The 14,547-nt window shown below is 51.2% G+C and carries 12 protein-coding genes; 6 read left to right on the top strand and 6 right to left on the bottom strand.

Translation table 11 applies throughout. The features are described from left to right. Positions 1-6 precede the first annotated feature (6 nt). Positions 7-2,619, bottom strand: a complete 2,613-nt coding sequence (locus tag ACYVI1_RS01790; RefSeq protein WP_460906076.1) for a polysaccharide biosynthesis/export family protein — start codon at positions 2,617-2,619, stop codon at positions 7-9. Positions 2,620-2,872: 253 nt separating this feature from the next. On the opposite strand from ACYVI1_RS01790, the gene ACYVI1_RS01785 reads away from it, so the two are divergent. From ACYVI1_RS01785 to ACYVI1_RS01775, 3 genes are all read left to right on the top strand, one after another. Further along, positions 2,873-4,771, top strand: a complete 1,899-nt coding sequence (locus ACYVI1_RS01785) for a DNA topoisomerase IV subunit B (protein ID WP_460906074.1) — start codon at positions 2,873-2,875, stop codon at positions 4,769-4,771. Positions 4,772-4,881: 110 nt separating this feature from the next. Next, the gene (gene pheA, locus ACYVI1_RS01780; RefSeq protein ID WP_460906072.1) at positions 4,882-5,955 is read left to right on the top strand and encodes a prephenate dehydratase; all 1,074 of its coding nucleotides are present in this window, start codon (positions 4,882-4,884) and stop codon (positions 5,953-5,955) included. Between the two features lie 24 nt (positions 5,956-5,979). Next, positions 5,980-6,552, top strand: a complete 573-nt coding sequence (locus ACYVI1_RS01775; RefSeq protein ID WP_460906070.1) for a TMEM175 family protein — start codon at positions 5,980-5,982, stop codon at positions 6,550-6,552. Between the two features lie 84 nt (positions 6,553-6,636). Here the strand turns inward: ACYVI1_RS01775 and ACYVI1_RS01770 are convergent, their stop codons facing one another. Beyond that, complete coding sequence (locus ACYVI1_RS01770; protein ID WP_460906068.1) at positions 6,637-7,215, bottom strand: Uma2 family endonuclease; 579 nt, start codon at positions 7,213-7,215, stop codon at positions 6,637-6,639. 131 nt (positions 7,216-7,346) lie between these two features. On the opposite strand from ACYVI1_RS01770, the gene ACYVI1_RS01765 reads away from it, so the two are divergent. Continuing rightward, entirely contained in the window at positions 7,347-8,054 is a 708-nt protein-coding gene (locus tag ACYVI1_RS01765) for a sulfite oxidase-like oxidoreductase (protein WP_460906066.1), read from the top strand. 211 nt (positions 8,055-8,265) lie between these two features. On the opposite strand, the gene ACYVI1_RS01760 is transcribed toward ACYVI1_RS01765, so the two are convergent. From ACYVI1_RS01760 to ACYVI1_RS01750, 3 genes are all read right to left on the bottom strand, one after another. Further along, the gene (locus ACYVI1_RS01760) at positions 8,266-8,823 is read right to left on the bottom strand and encodes a D-sedoheptulose-7-phosphate isomerase (protein WP_460906064.1); all 558 of its coding nucleotides are present in this window, start codon (positions 8,821-8,823) and stop codon (positions 8,266-8,268) included. A 104-nt stretch (positions 8,824-8,927) separates the two neighbouring features. After that, a complete protein-coding gene (locus ACYVI1_RS01755) occupies positions 8,928-9,887 on the bottom strand; it encodes an ROK family protein (protein WP_460906062.1) in 960 nt (319 codons plus the stop codon). Positions 9,888-9,950: 63 nt separating this feature from the next. After that, positions 9,951-11,573 carry a hypothetical protein gene (locus tag ACYVI1_RS01750; RefSeq protein WP_460906060.1) on the bottom strand — a complete coding sequence of 541 codons (1,623 nt, stop codon included), beginning with the start codon at positions 11,571-11,573 and terminating at the stop codon, positions 9,951-9,953. A gap of 128 nt (positions 11,574-11,701) precedes the next feature. Between ACYVI1_RS01750 and ACYVI1_RS01745 the strand changes: the two genes are divergently transcribed. Next, positions 11,702-12,316, top strand: a complete 615-nt coding sequence (locus tag ACYVI1_RS01745) for a hypothetical protein (protein WP_460906058.1) — start codon at positions 11,702-11,704, stop codon at positions 12,314-12,316. A 37-nt stretch (positions 12,317-12,353) separates the two neighbouring features. On the opposite strand, the gene ACYVI1_RS01740 is transcribed toward ACYVI1_RS01745, so the two are convergent. Continuing rightward, positions 12,354-13,226 carry a carbon-nitrogen hydrolase gene (locus ACYVI1_RS01740; RefSeq protein ID WP_460906057.1) on the bottom strand — a complete coding sequence of 291 codons (873 nt, stop codon included), beginning with the start codon at positions 13,224-13,226 and terminating at the stop codon, positions 12,354-12,356. Positions 13,227-13,403: 177 nt separating this feature from the next. Between ACYVI1_RS01740 and ACYVI1_RS01735 the strand changes: the two genes are divergently transcribed. Next, positions 13,404-14,501, top strand: a complete 1,098-nt coding sequence (locus tag ACYVI1_RS01735) for a Gfo/Idh/MocA family protein (protein ID WP_460906055.1) — start codon at positions 13,404-13,406, stop codon at positions 14,499-14,501. Positions 14,502-14,547 lie beyond the last annotated feature (46 nt).

The following is a 14,547-nucleotide window of genomic DNA, read 5'->3' as shown; positions in this document are numbered from 1 at the left end:
AAATACCTAATTAACCCGGGTAAGTACCAGAATAGTCGTAATGAGCGTCAGCAACGAACCGGCTATGCCAACACTGGAGTTCAGCACTTGCTGTGCTGTCAGCGGCTGTGCCGTCCGTTTAGGAATAACAATCTCCGACCCTGGTTCGACCCGTGGGTACACATTAAAGAACATAAATTTCCGGGTGCGGTCAACGGACCCATTAGCGTAAATAATGAACGACTTCCGGCGCTGCGATTTAGACGTAAACCCGCCCGTATTCGCTATATAATCCTGAAACGTCTGTCCAGAGCGGTATTTAACCGTATTTGGTAGCTGCACCTCGCCCTGAATCCGTACCGTTTCGAGCAGTTTGGGAATCCGCAGGGTATCGCCCTCCTGGAGCAGGATGTCTTCCGATGAGCCGGGTTTTTCCATAATCCGTTTCAGATTGATACCAATGGCTTCGGCCACGTTGGGCGAGATGACTTCCGTTTCGACAACGGTTTTGTTCGTATTATCGCCTACCTCATCGATGGCGCGTTGTTTCCGCCTGATCTCATCGGCGCTGAGTTTCACGGGGCGAATCAGGGTTGCTCCTGGTACATACGCCTGGGGAGTTAGCCCACCCGCCTGGGTCACTAAATCTGAGATTTTCTGATCCTTGCTTTGAATGGCATACGAACCGGGATTGATAACCTCCCCCGCCACGAAGGCATAGGTTTGCACTAAGTAGTTGGGCGACCGGCGCACAATGATCTGGTCAAACGGTTCCAGAATAAAATCCCGGTGGGCATCGGTTCCCAGCGACAGGTCACGGTTTACATCAAACCGGAAGATTTGAGCAATCTGGGCGGTTGGTGAACGAGGATCGGCATCTTTCTTCCGGCGAACGACTTCAATCAGCGAAGCAGCCGCCGACTCCTTCAGGCCCCCGGTGCGTAGCAAAGCATCGTTAAGGGTCATGTTGGCCATGTATTGCATCTCGGTATCGGGCCGGTTTACTTCGCCCTGCACTGAAATGTTAGCCTGCTCTGCCAAATCGAACCGGGACGAAATAATAATTTGATCCTCGCGCTGCAAGGGCAAATCGGCCTCAGTGCCAGCCATAATAGTGGCCAGGTTAACCGACAGATTCTCAATGGCTAAATCCTCCCGCGTTCGTACAATTGTAACCCGGCCCGTGAAGGCGTCCCCTTTGAGGCCCTCGGCCGTTTTGATAAGCTGCTTCAGGGTCTTGTTATTGTCGAGCGAATACTCGCCGGGCCGATAAACGGCTCCTTCAATCGTAATTTTATTCTCAAACCGATCCAGCAGCCGTTCAACCGTAACCTGGTCGCCATCCTGCATCACAAAGGTGTTGAACTCGGGTCGGGATACATCAACGACTTTTATTTCACGGTCTGTCAGCCGCGCTACTTTTACCATGTTTTTGTAGGCCTGAGCCGCAAAATCACCGGCATAAAATAGCAGTCGTTCCAGTGTTTCGCCGGGCAGCATCTCAAAGATATTAGCCCGTTTTACGGTTCCGATAATTTCAATTCGCGAAATAAAGGGCATGAAGCGAATGTTGTCATTATCCTGCAGGCGAAAGTCATTGCGCTGGATGCCATTCAGCAGGTAATCGTACAGGTCGAGGGTGGCCAGTACGCGATTATTCCGAATGAGCTGCACTTTACGATAAGACCCAATGTCGTTTGGACCACCCGCCTGATAAATCGCGTTCATCACTGTCGACAGCGACGACAGCGTGTAGGTGCCTGGCCGCACGGCATCGCCCGTAACGGTAACGCGAATGCTGCGGATAACGCCCCCAAGTCCTACTTCAATATAAGTATTCTGAGGCCCGTAGGACGAAGTACGTAAACCCGCAAATCGTTTCGACAGGCGACTGGTAATTCGCGCTTTTGCCTGTTCGATGGTTAGGCCCGATACAAATACGGGGCCAACGCCTGTTTGATTGGCAAAATAAACGTTCCCATCGGGAGAAACCGTTTGGGTAAAGTCAAACTCTGAAAATCCATACACCCGAATGTTCAATTGATCGCCTGGCCCAACAACGTAATTACGTGGGGTTGCTATATTGGGGTTCGGCTCAAAAGTTTTCTGCATAGCCGGGTCGTTAAACAGCGAATAGCCAAATAACTTCCGGCGGTTTTCTTCCTGCTCACGGCGCTTAGCCCGCTCTTCTCCAGCTTTGAGAGCCTCCTCTTCCGTAAGGGGCTGCTGGTCGGGAAGCTCGTTGGTATCGGTAGTGGCTGGCTGGCTGCTGGTGGGCTGCGATGCTACGCCGGTTGTGGTCCGTAAATTTGGTGACTGGGGAGTTGCCTGACCCGGTGCTGCTTTCCCGGCCGGATTCGACCGCTGGTTGATTTGCTGCTGCACACCCGCGGGTAAACTGTTGGGGTTAATGCCCTGTGGCAGAGCCGATCCCCTGCCGGGTTGGCTGGAGGGCGACATTGTTGCGCCTGGCGATGCAGATCCACCCCCGCTCGATGGCGCGACCACCTGACCCTGAGCAGGTAGCCCGGCTGCTATGAGAATAACCGCAAGGCACGCTCTAAGCCGACGCCAGGAAACGGGCAGAACGAAAAGAAAAAAAAGTAGGGGTAAGAGGTGAATAATTTCCAGATTTTGCATATTTTTAAGATGTCGAACGACTCTGTTGAACATAAAGACGAAGAATTGTATCTAAAGTCATCTTAGCAATCAACGGACATAGTGCAGTTCAGCTGGCAAAGTAAGCGAACTTTTATTGGATTATAAACAGTTTCGTCTTGTACGCCAACATTTCCCGCACTCAACATACTGGGTATGATTTTTCCGATGTTCGTTTAAGTTGGCTTCGTTAGACTGTTGCTCTATCCGTTTAGTTTAATCGTAATAACCCTACATGGCAGAATTACTGAATCAGTCAGTTCAATACAACGAAGACAGTATCCGCTCGCTCGATTGGCGCGAGCACATCCGGCTCCGGCCGGGTATGTACATTGGCAAACTGGGCGATGGGTCCGCTGCTGACGATGGTATTTATGTGCTGCTTAAAGAAACCATTGATAATTGCATCGATGAATACGTTATGGGCTTCGGCAAAACCATCGAAGTTCGGGTGACCGACCACCGCGTTGAAGTTCGCGACTTTGGGCGGGGTATTCCTCTCGGCAAAGTTATCGAGGTTGTTTCCAAAATTAATACCGGTGGTAAATATGATTCGGGCGCTTTTCAGAAATCGGTTGGCCTGAACGGGGTTGGTACTAAAGCCGTTAACGCTCTTTCCAGCTATTTCCGTGTACAGTCGTTTCGGGATGGCCGCAGCGTATGGGCCGAATTCGAACGGGGCGAACTCCGCCAGAAAGGCGACGAAGTGACCTCCGAACGCAATGGTACTCTGATCTGTTTCGAGCCGGACGACACGGTATTTAAGCATTTTCATTTCATTCCGCAGTTTCTGGAAAACATGATCTGGAACTACTGCTACCTCAACGCTGGCCTGACCCTTGTTTTCAATAAGCAGAAATATATCTCACAAAATGGCCTGCTCGACCTGCTGCGGGATAAGACAAAAAAAGATGAGGATTCGCTGCGCTACCCCATCATTCACCTAAGGGGTAATGACCTCGAAATTGCCATGACGCACGGCAATCAGTATGGCGAGGAATATTATTCGTTTGTGAACGGGCAATATACCACTCAGGGCGGCACACACCTCAATGCCCTCAAGGAAGCCGTTGTCGAAACAATCCGCAAACACTTCGACAAGAATTATGAGGTATCTGACATCCGTTCGTCCATCATTGCGGCCATCAGCATTCGGGTGCAGGAACCGGTATTTGAATCGCAGACCAAAACAAAGCTTGGCTCGCAGAACATGGCCCCCGAACCCAACGCGCAATCGGTCAGTTCCTTTGTTAAGGATTTTGTGAAAGAACGATTAGACAATTTCCTGCACCAAAATCCCGCCGTTCGCGATGCGCTCAAGAAGCGCATCGAACAGTCGGAGCGGGAACGCAAGGAACTCGCCGGTATCAAGAAATTAGCCAATGATCGTGCCAAAAAGGCAAGTCTGCACAACAAAAAACTGCGCGACTGCCGCAATCACCTGCCCGATCTGAAAGCGGAAGATCGCTATCAATCAACGCTTTTCATTACCGAGGGCGATTCGGCCAGCGGCTCCATCACCAAATCCCGAAATGTGCAGTCGCAGGCGGTGTTCAGCCTGCGCGGAAAGCCACTTAACTGCTTCGGCCTGACTAAAAAAGTGGTGTATGAAAACGAGGAGTTCAACCTGCTGCAACATGCGCTGGACATTGAAGATGGCCTGGATGGTCTGCGCTACAACCGGATTGTGATTGCCACCGACGCCGATGTCGACGGAATGCACATCCGGTTGCTGATGCTCACCTTTTTTCTGCAATTTTTCCCCGACCTGGTTCGCAACGGGCACCTGTACATTCTCGAAACGCCCCTGTTCCGGGTTCGCAATCCGAAAAACCACAAAGAAACGACCTACTGCTATTCGGAAGAGGAAAAGCAGAAGGCCATGGGTAAACTGACGAAGGGCGGCAAGAAGGTCGAAATCACCCGATTTAAAGGGCTGGGAGAAATTTCGCCCGAAGAGTTTGGCCTGTTCATCGGCGAAAACATGCGGCTGGAACCGGTCATTATGGAAAAAGAAACGTCGGTGCCAAAACTGCTGAGTTACTACATGGGCAAAAACACCCCCGACCGCCAGCGGTTTATCATCGACAACCTCCGCATCGAGAAAGATATCGACGAAGTGGCGTTGGTGTAGCCAGAGTAATGAATAATGCGTAATGGATAATGAATAATGTTGGTAGATAGATTGGATATAATTTTCCGGCTATTGTTCATTATTCATTATCCATTGTACATTTTTGCAGCATGACCTTAGAATCCCTCCGTGACAACATCGACGCCCTCGACGATCAACTCCTGACGCTGCTTAATCAGCGCATGGAACTGGTGCGCCGGGTGGGTGAACTCAAACGCTCAACCAACGCGGTTATTTACCGACCCGAACGCGAAAAACAAATTCTGGACCGGCTGCATGAGCAGAACAGCGGCCTGCTGAACCGGTCGGCCATTGAAGCGATCTTCCTGGAAATTTTTGCCGTCTCGCGCAACCTCGAACTGCCCGAACGGGTGGCCTATCTGGGGCCGGAGGGCAGTTTTACGCACCAGGCCGCCGAAAGTCGTTTTGGGGCAATGAGTGCCTACATGGCCTTGCCAACCATCCGGTCGGTGTTCGAGAGTGTCGAAACGGGGCGGGTCCGGTTTGGGGTTGTGCCGATTGAAAACAATCAGGAAGGCGTGGTGAGCGAAGCCATCGATCTGCTGCTCGAAAAAGACCTGAAGATTGCGGCCGAGGCCCAGATTCCGGTGCATTTCACGTTTGCAACAAAGGCCGAAAACTTAGCCGATATCACGCATATTTACTCCAAAGATATTGCCTTTCGGCAATGCAGCCGATTTTTGAATGACTCCTTCGATGGCCTGAAAGCTGAAATGGTGCCGGTTGAATCGACCTCGAAAGCGGCTAAACTGGCTGCTCAGCAGCCCAACACGGCGGCTTTGTGCTCCAACATTGCGGCCAAGTTGTTCAATGTGCCAATCCTGTTCGATAACATCGAAGACAGCGACCTCAACCGGACCCGCTTTCTGATTCTGGCCAAAGACTTCGTGAATCAGCCCAGTGGCCACGATAAAACCACGCTCATTGCCCGCCTGCCCAACACCGAATCGCCGGGTGTGCTGGCCGAGTTTTTGCAGGAGTTCAACGCCCGGCGTATTAACCTGACAAAAATAGAGAGCCGACCGCTCCGCGAAGGAGCAACGTTTCGGTACTGGTTTCTGCTCGAGTGCGAGGGACACGCCAGCGACCCCGATTTACAGGAAGTTCTGAATCACCACGCGGCTGAGGTCAAATTATTGGGGAGTTATGTGCGCGTTTCCTGAAGCGTCCGGTACACAGCTATCGACATGAACAAAGCAAGACTGGAAGCCTTCAGCGATGGTGTACTGGCCATTATTATCACCATTATGGTGCTGGCTATCCGTATACCCCAAAGTGCCGAATGGGGGGCACTGAAACCACTGCTGCCCATCTTTCTGAGTTATATACTAAGCTTTCTGTTTGTAGGAATTTACTGGGGGAATCATCATCACTTGTTACAAACGCTGAAAACCGTGAATTCAGGGATTTTAATGGCCAACCTGAATTTGTTGTTTTGGTTATCGTTGCTGCCCCTTGCTACCGGCTGGATGGGGGAAAATACGTTCGCGCCGAATACAATTGTCCTGTATGCCATCATTTCGCTACTGACTGGCATTGCCTATGGAATCCTGCAGCAACAGATTCTGAAAATTACCCCTCCTGACGCGCCGGTGCGAATTGCCATCCGAAAACAAAATCTAAAAGTAATTATCTCGGCGCTGGCCTGCCTGCTGGCCATACCAATGGCATTTGTGCATCCTGTCATTTCGGGCATTTTGTTCTTTGTTCAATCCAGTATCTGGCTCATACCCGATAGAAATCTTGAACGGGCGTTGTAAATTTTTTGTAAAAAACTTTGACAAAGCTGATAACTCTGTTAATCGGTCAGTTATGGCTATCAGCTTTGTCAAAGTTGATAACTCTTAACGCAGAATCCCTTCTGTTTCGGCATAAATAGCGGTCATTGGGAGCGATAGGCCAATGCTGGCTAATTCGATAGCTTCGCTGAGTTTGTCGGCTTCGGAGGCTAAGAACCAATAGCCCTGCTCGTGCTTTCGGTATACCTCAGTTCTGATTTTCTCTGAATCAATTAGCAAATATTCGGTAAACGTCGGCGAGTGACGGTAGTGGGCAAATTTGTCGCCCCGGTCGTAACCAGCCGTGCCGGGTGAGAGAACTTCAACGATCAGCATTGGGTTGGTAAGTGTATCATGCACTTCGCCGTGATACTGATTTGGCCCACAAACAACGACAATATCCGGATAGGCATAAAGCGAATCAGTTGGCACATGCACACGCTGATCGCTCGACATACTGCGGCAACCTTTACCTCGTATATGAAAGCCAATATAAATGGCTGCGTTTTCTTTAATTAAATTGTGGTTTGTGGATGCTCCGGCCATAGGAATAATCTCTCCGTCAATGTACTCACTTTTAAATTCGGCTTCCCGTTCCTGGCGGAGGTACACATCGGGGGAGATATACACTTTTTCGGCTACCATGACACGCAAATTTCGTTTTTGTAAAACTACGCATTTCAATTCATAGTTTACTGACTGACCGCTGAACCGAAATCCGGTACAAGTGATACCAAAGTATGGCACTGGTCTAAAGCCCGGTGTTTATCAAATTTATGGACGCTAACGAAAAGACCGATAGAATTATCGACGCCCGGATGAAGCTCAAACGCCGGTTTGAGGATAAGATGGCGCAAACCCCCTCCATGTCCGACCATATCGACGGACCGGAGAAGCCGCGCGGTTCCGGCCCACCCAATCGGCATGGAATGCCTGCCGTTCCGGTTGGGCAAACCGTGACCACAAAATGGCCCGTGCTGGATTTGGGCTACCAGCCAAACATTCCGCTCGATAAATGGCAACTCGCTATCGACGGTGAGGTGAATAACCCCATCCGGCTGAAATGGGATGATTTGATGGCGTTGCCGCAGGTGGAAGACACCAGTGATTTTCACTGCGTTACGACCTGGTCGCGGCTGAATATTCCCTGGGTGGGCGTTCGGTTTATGGACCTCGCGGCTTTGGTTGATCCCAAAGGCACGGCCACCCATGTGATGTGTTACGGTTACGACGGCTATTCAACGAACGTGTCGCTCGAAGAGGCCCTTAAGCCCGATGTGCTGCTGGTTCATACGGCCGACGGGCAGCCGCTGCCCCGTGAACATGGTGGTCCGCTCCGCATGATTACCCCGCAGCTTTACGCCTGGAAAGGGTCGAAGTGGATCAAACGGATTGAATTTTTAACTAAAAATCAACTCGGTTTCTGGGAAGAGCGTGGCTATTCCAATACCGCCTACCCCTGGCGAAATGATCGGTACTCCTAAAGTTATACAGTTGTAAAGTTAAGTAAGTGTGCAAAAAACTTTGACAAATCGGACCGCCGAAGCGGCTGATAACTCTGTCAATCAAGCAATTAGAGTTACCAGCCGCTTCGGCGGTCCGATTTGTCAAAGTTGAGCTTAATTCTGCGTGATTACTTAAGAATGCGTCAGCCAACTATACAACTTTATGACTTTACACCTATATGGCCCTTTTTTAAGATTCGATGAATCCATAACACAACATATGGCAGATGGTCATTTGGGCATCTTCGACCCGGCCATAATGTTCATCCTGAATCACGATGGATTCGTGGGCCAGGTCGGCCAACTGGCCCCGTTTGCCGCCAACAAGGGCAATGGTTGTCAGGTCATTGTCGTTGGCCCACTGCACTGCCTTAACAACATTGGGCGAATTGCCGCTGACACTGAGCGTTAAAACCAAGTCGCCGGGGCGGGCATAGTTCTGAAGTTGCCGAAGGTATACGTCTTCGTAGGCATAGTCGTTGCCGAGGGCGGTAATCCACGCTACATTTTCGTTCAGTGACAGGCACCGGAAGCGTTTCCCCATGCGGTCTGACGCACTTTTGCCGAGGTCGGTAATAAAATGCGACACATTCGACGCGCTGCCCCCATTGCCAAAAGCGAATAACTGCCGATCATCCTCCCAACATTTTTTAATCAGTTTAATCAGGTGCTCGACCCGCTCGGTCGGGATGGCATCGTAGGTTGCTTTTTGCCGGTCGATGTAGTTCTGGAAGTAGGTTTGGTTCATAAGCATTCCAAGTGGACAATGAGAAATGAATAATGGAAAACGAATAATTGGTGATTAATAAGGAAATCTATACCAGGCTTAGCACCCATAGCTTACAGGCTTCATTATCTGTTATTCATTAGTTCCAATGCCCCAATGGGTACTGCATCCTCACCAAGTTTAGACAGCAGCACTAAGGGGGGGTGAAATGATTTCATAACAAAGCGGGGTAATGCCTGCCGGATAGCCGCCCGTAATGGTTCGCCAATCAGCGAAAGGCCCCCGCCGATAACAAGGGCATCGGGATGAAACAGATGAACAACGTGCGAAAGGCCCAGTGCAACCACAGACCCAATTTGTTCGACCAACATCCGGGCGATTGGGTCGCTGGCTTCATAGGCCTGATGCAAAAAACGGGCCTCCCGCCCAACACTACCAGCGGCATGCGCCTGTTGCACCGCTATTTTTAGGGCCGAATCATCGGGTAATTGCGGAAGCAGGTCACGAATCTGCTGATCAACCGCCCAGCCCGATACCGTCTGCTCGATGGTTTGTCCTGGCATGGAGGTGCCGGGTGTAGATTCGCCGGACTCCGTGGGCGGCACAAGCCAAAGATGTCCTATTTCAGCTTCGCCGGGAGATACGCCGTGATAGAGTTGTCCATCAACGACCATGCCTCCACCAACGCCACTACCGAGGGTAACGTAAAAAACGTGCCTGAAACCCGTTGCCACACCCTGGCGTGCCTCGCCCAGAGCGGCCACGTTGGCGTCGTTTTCAACCCGTACTAACGTTCCGGGAACCTGCTCCCGAAGCCAGTTGGCCAGTTCAAATCCAGCCCATCCACCAATTTGGTGCGATGCGGCAATGCGCCCGGTTTGCCAGTCGACCGGCCCACCAAAGCCTACGCCTATAGCCTGAGGCAGCTCTGGAAGTTGCCGGATGGTGGCCGCCATTTGGGCTAAAATTCCATCGGCTCCTTGCTCAGCAGCGACGGTATACCGAAATCGGTGGGTAATCTGGCCGGTCATATCGCCCGTAATCAATTGTAGCTTAGTTCCGCCAATTTCAATACCAAGGTTCATCCTGTTTAGTGGGTGGTGTTTAGTGGGTAGTGTAGCTAACTAATCACCACCCGCTAAACACGATTATAATTGATTCATAGTGGCCCGTCCGAGATAAATCTCATCGCCTTTCAGGGAAATCGTCGTATAAAACGAATAGCCATTCTGCACATAACGCAGCCTGACCTGGGTGGTTTGTGTGGGTTTCGCATAGGCTTTGGTAGCCGCTACCAGAATCTGATTGCCACTGACAATAGCCCGCACAAACGGTAAATTACGGGTTTTAATCTGATTGGCATTGTATTTATACCAGGTTTCTCCCCCATCGTAAGAGCACTCAGTGGCCTCATTCAGGTACGTTTCCCGGCCGTTGAACAGGTCGCCGTGGTGTTTAAACAGCCGCCATAGCCCATGCACGTAATGCTCATAACAGGCGTAGTTCCGGTCGTTGCCTAATCCTCTCTGGCTGGGGTCGGCAGGGGAGGGCTGGTCGGGGGTGAGATCAAGATGGTCATCCCAGAATAAGACCCCATAGGCACCCGTAAACCAATAAAAGATACCCATGCCTTCGGCCACGACGGGCGGGGCCGGGTGTTCGGCTTTACCGCTGTTGGGTAGTTCACTCTGCGTATTGAAGAGCCATTGCCAGGCAATCCGCTTTTTGGGCGACAAGTTCATGTTTACTTCCTGCTCGCTCAACAAGGCCGCCAGCCAGTGACGGTCGCCGTTGCCCGCATGGGGAGCCGAATAGTCGAAGTCAGGATACGCATAATAGGTCCCCGGCATTTGAAAATCAGCGTAATTGCCAAACGATTTGCCCACGATGTCGTCGGACATACCCCGTTGGCGGCTGGTGGTCGTCTGTCGGGCGGGCATTGTCCAGAGCCAGTCGGCCGTGGCTCTGTAATCGTCGGCCCTTGAATACCCCACACTGTTGTGCGGAATGGGCGCAATGGAGCCTACCTGCGTTTGAGGGCTGGCACTTTCCTTAATGGTTTTAATCATGTAGGTGTAGAGGTTCGCCTGCTCCTGGCGTTGCCCCATGCTGGCTCCGTCATTTTCGATATCTAAGAAAATGAAGCCGTAGGTACTCTTCATGCCGCCCGACGGACAGTCGCCGAAGCCCAGACATTGACCGCTTAACTCCGATGAGGCCTGAAACAGGGTGTTTCGGTTCACGCGGGCCGATGCGTCGCCTTTGGCGGGAACGGAACGATAAATTGTTTCGACCGCTTTGTCGCTGTTTTGTGCCCAGGCCAGCCCGAACGCATCCCGAAAATAGGCCTGATAAAGAATGACCGATCGCTGACCAGGCTGGAGTGTACTTTTCCAGTTATTTTTTGGAAGCCCGTCTTTCCAGATTTCTACGCCCGTTACCATCCGGCTCTGATCAACCGCCGAAAAGCCGCGCCGGAAAATCTTGGTCCGGTCCTGCTGCACATGCAGGTTTCGCCCGGCTCCGCAGAACGTAATCGTCTTGGTAGGAGGGAGACTAAAGTCGCCCACCACATCTAAGCTGTAGTACCCTTTGCGCGTGCTGGGACTAAAGCGGGCGCGGGGTGTTGGCGCCAGGGGTGTCTGGGCCTGTAGTGAGCCTGCCAACGACACGGCAACGGGGTCGGGTGGGGCGGAAGGCCAGAAGTATGTACTGCCGAGCAGCAAACCGCTCAGGGCAAAAACGGGCAGGATCATAAGTTTTTTTGCCATTTGCGAACAGAAGATTACCGGTTACTAACTATAAACAATTAACGTTTCAATTTTAAACTATATTCATTGATGAATGGGTAATCAACGCGTCTTTGGAAAATTCTATCCTAAAATTTCCTTAAACTACTATGGACCAGTATCTCGACAAAAGTGATCTGATTACGGGTCTGCTGATAGCATTCATTAGTTTCGTAGCTGGACTGCTTTGGACTAAACGAAAGGAGGCCAGTAAACAGCGTACAGAACAAATGGCAAAACTGGAAACGTTTCTGGAGCATTTAAACGAAGCTAAACGCATATTCGAAGCTCAGATCGTCCGGCGCGATCAGCTTTACCAAACCTTTGTAAAACCGGTTTCGCCTGGGGTTATTGTACGGGGATACAATGAAGAATTTGAAAGCCAATTCGATGGCATGAACAAAGATCAACGCGAGAAATTTCAACTCATTCGCGGGCAAACAGAAACGGCTATGTATACGATTAACAAACATCTACAGGACGATCTTAGACAACTTACTATTGACAAACTGAATCTTCGCGACACATCAATGGCCAAAGAGGTGCGCTCTGACGTCGAGGTGCTTTGGGAGCATCTCCTTGACTGGTTTGCTAAGTATGAAGGCGTGTTCAAACTAAACCCCAAGCAATGCTTAGTGTATGTCAACGATGAAAAACGACACGGACGGGAGTTTCCTCAAGGCATTGAAAACCGGGTTCGGCAATTGATTGCCGAGAATAAATGAACCAATTGAGTAAACCTGACTCCACCTGGCAAAGCAGTTATTCGTCGATGTACCGCTTCGTAATCGGCTGGTAGGAGTCGATACGCCGGTCGCGGAAGTAGGGCCAGGTGGTGCGGTATTTTTCGGACAGGGCCAGATCAACCGGCTGAACGTGAACCACCTCCTGGTCGTGCGGGGCCAGATAAAGCAGCGACCCAAACGGATTGGATACGAATGAGCCACCCCAGAACTGCTGCCCGTTTTCCTCGCCAACCCGGTTGACCGCCACCACATGAACCCCATTGGCGATGGCGTGACTGCGCTGGATGGTTTGCCAGGCGTTGTATTGCTCCTCGTTCTGCTTCGGGTCTGGCTCGGTGGTGTCCCAGCCAATGGCCGTTGGGTAAAAGAGAATTTCAGCGCCCATCAGGGCCGTGATGCGGGCCGCTTCGGGATACCATTGGTCCCAGCAGATGAGCACACCGATGCGGGCAAATTTGGTGTCGAAAACCTTGTAGCCGAGGTCGCCGGGGGTGAAATAAAATTTCTCGTAATAGCCCGGATCGTCGGGGATGTGCATCTTGCGGTATTTACCCAGATAGGATCCGTCGGCATCCAGCACGGCAGTGGTGTTATGATAGAGTCCATGCGCCCGTTTCTCAAACAGCGAAGCCACAATCACAACGCCCAGTTCACTTGCCACCTTCCCCAACCGGTCGGTGGTGGGGCCGGGAATGGCTTCGGCTAAGCTGAAATTATGATGATCTTCGACATCGCAGAAGTAGAGCGAGGTGAACAATTCCTGCAGACAAACAATCTGAGCGCCGTTTTGAGCCGCTTCGCGGATGCCGTTTATGGCTTTCTGAACATTGGTCCCGACATCTGCCGAACAACTCATCTGAACCAAACCGATGTTAACGTTCTTAGACATGGAACAAAAGTAAGGCCTTCTGTATGAACAGCCCCCACGTTTAACAAAAAAGCGTGCCGGGCGGGTTCAGAAGAAGGAGTTCAGCGGTTAAAGTTTCAGGTTTTAGGTTCGATGTTTGAGTAAGTTACCCTAACTTGGAACATGAAATGTTAAACCTCTAACTCTTTAAACTCTTTCATGACAACGCGCAGAACCTTCCTCCAGACAACCGCCCTCACCTCCGCAGCCGTAACTATTTCACCCAATGCCCTTTGGGCGGCCACCCGCCCCGCTAAAGACCGGCTCGGGGTGGCCTTAGTCGGGCTGGGGTACTACAGCACCGATTTGCTGGCTCCGGCGCTCCAAAAAACTAAAAACTGCTATTTAGCCGGTATTGTAACCGGCACGCCCGAAAAGGCCGAAAAATGGAAGAAGCAGTATAACATCCCCGACAAGAACATCTATACCTACCAGACCTTCGACCAGATTGCCAATAACCCTGATATCGACGTGGTATATGTCGTGTTGCCACCATCCATGCACGAGGAATATGTGGTGCGGGCAGCTAAAGCGGGTAAGCACGTCTGGGTTGAAAAACCGATGGCCGTTACGGCGAAGGAATGCCAGAACATGATTGATGCCTGCGCGAAGAATAAAGTTTCTCTGGCGGTTGGCTACCGACTGCATCATGAACCCAATACACAGGAATACATCAAGGTATTACGTGAAGGGAAAATCGGTAAAATACTGATGGTCAGTTGTGCCGCCGGGTATTACGATAGCCGGACAACCCACTGGAAACAGAAAAAAGAAATGGGCGGAGGAGTCATGTACGACATGGGCGTGTATGTGTTGCAGGGCGCACGGCTGGCAACGGGCGAGGAGCCTGTTTCGGTAACCGCCCAGCAGTACACCAGCCGTCCCGACGTCTATAAAAACGGTCTCGACGAAACCTCGATGATCCAGCTTGTATTTCCCAGCGGAGCGCGGGCGGCCCTGCAAACCAGCTACGGCATGAACATGAATTTCTTAGACGTTACCGGCTCGAAAGGAAAATTGCGGATGGAACCCTACTCGGCCTATAACGGGCAAAAAGGAAGTTTCAGCGGTGGCGGAACCATTGAGCATCCATATGAAGTGCCCTGGCAGCAAACCAGGCAGATGGACGACGATGCTGAAGCCATCCTGAACAAGAAGCCAATGCTGGTGCCGGGCGAAGAAGGGCTGCGCGACATTAAAATCGTGGAAGCTATTTACGCAGCCGCTAAATCGGGTAAAGAAGTGAAAATTGGTTGATGGTTTAATTTGGGTAGAGTTTCGATACTATCTACACAGAAGTAGA

The organism is Spirosoma areae (genome assembly GCF_054781775.1).
This window is presented reverse-complemented; position numbering and strand designations above follow the sequence as displayed.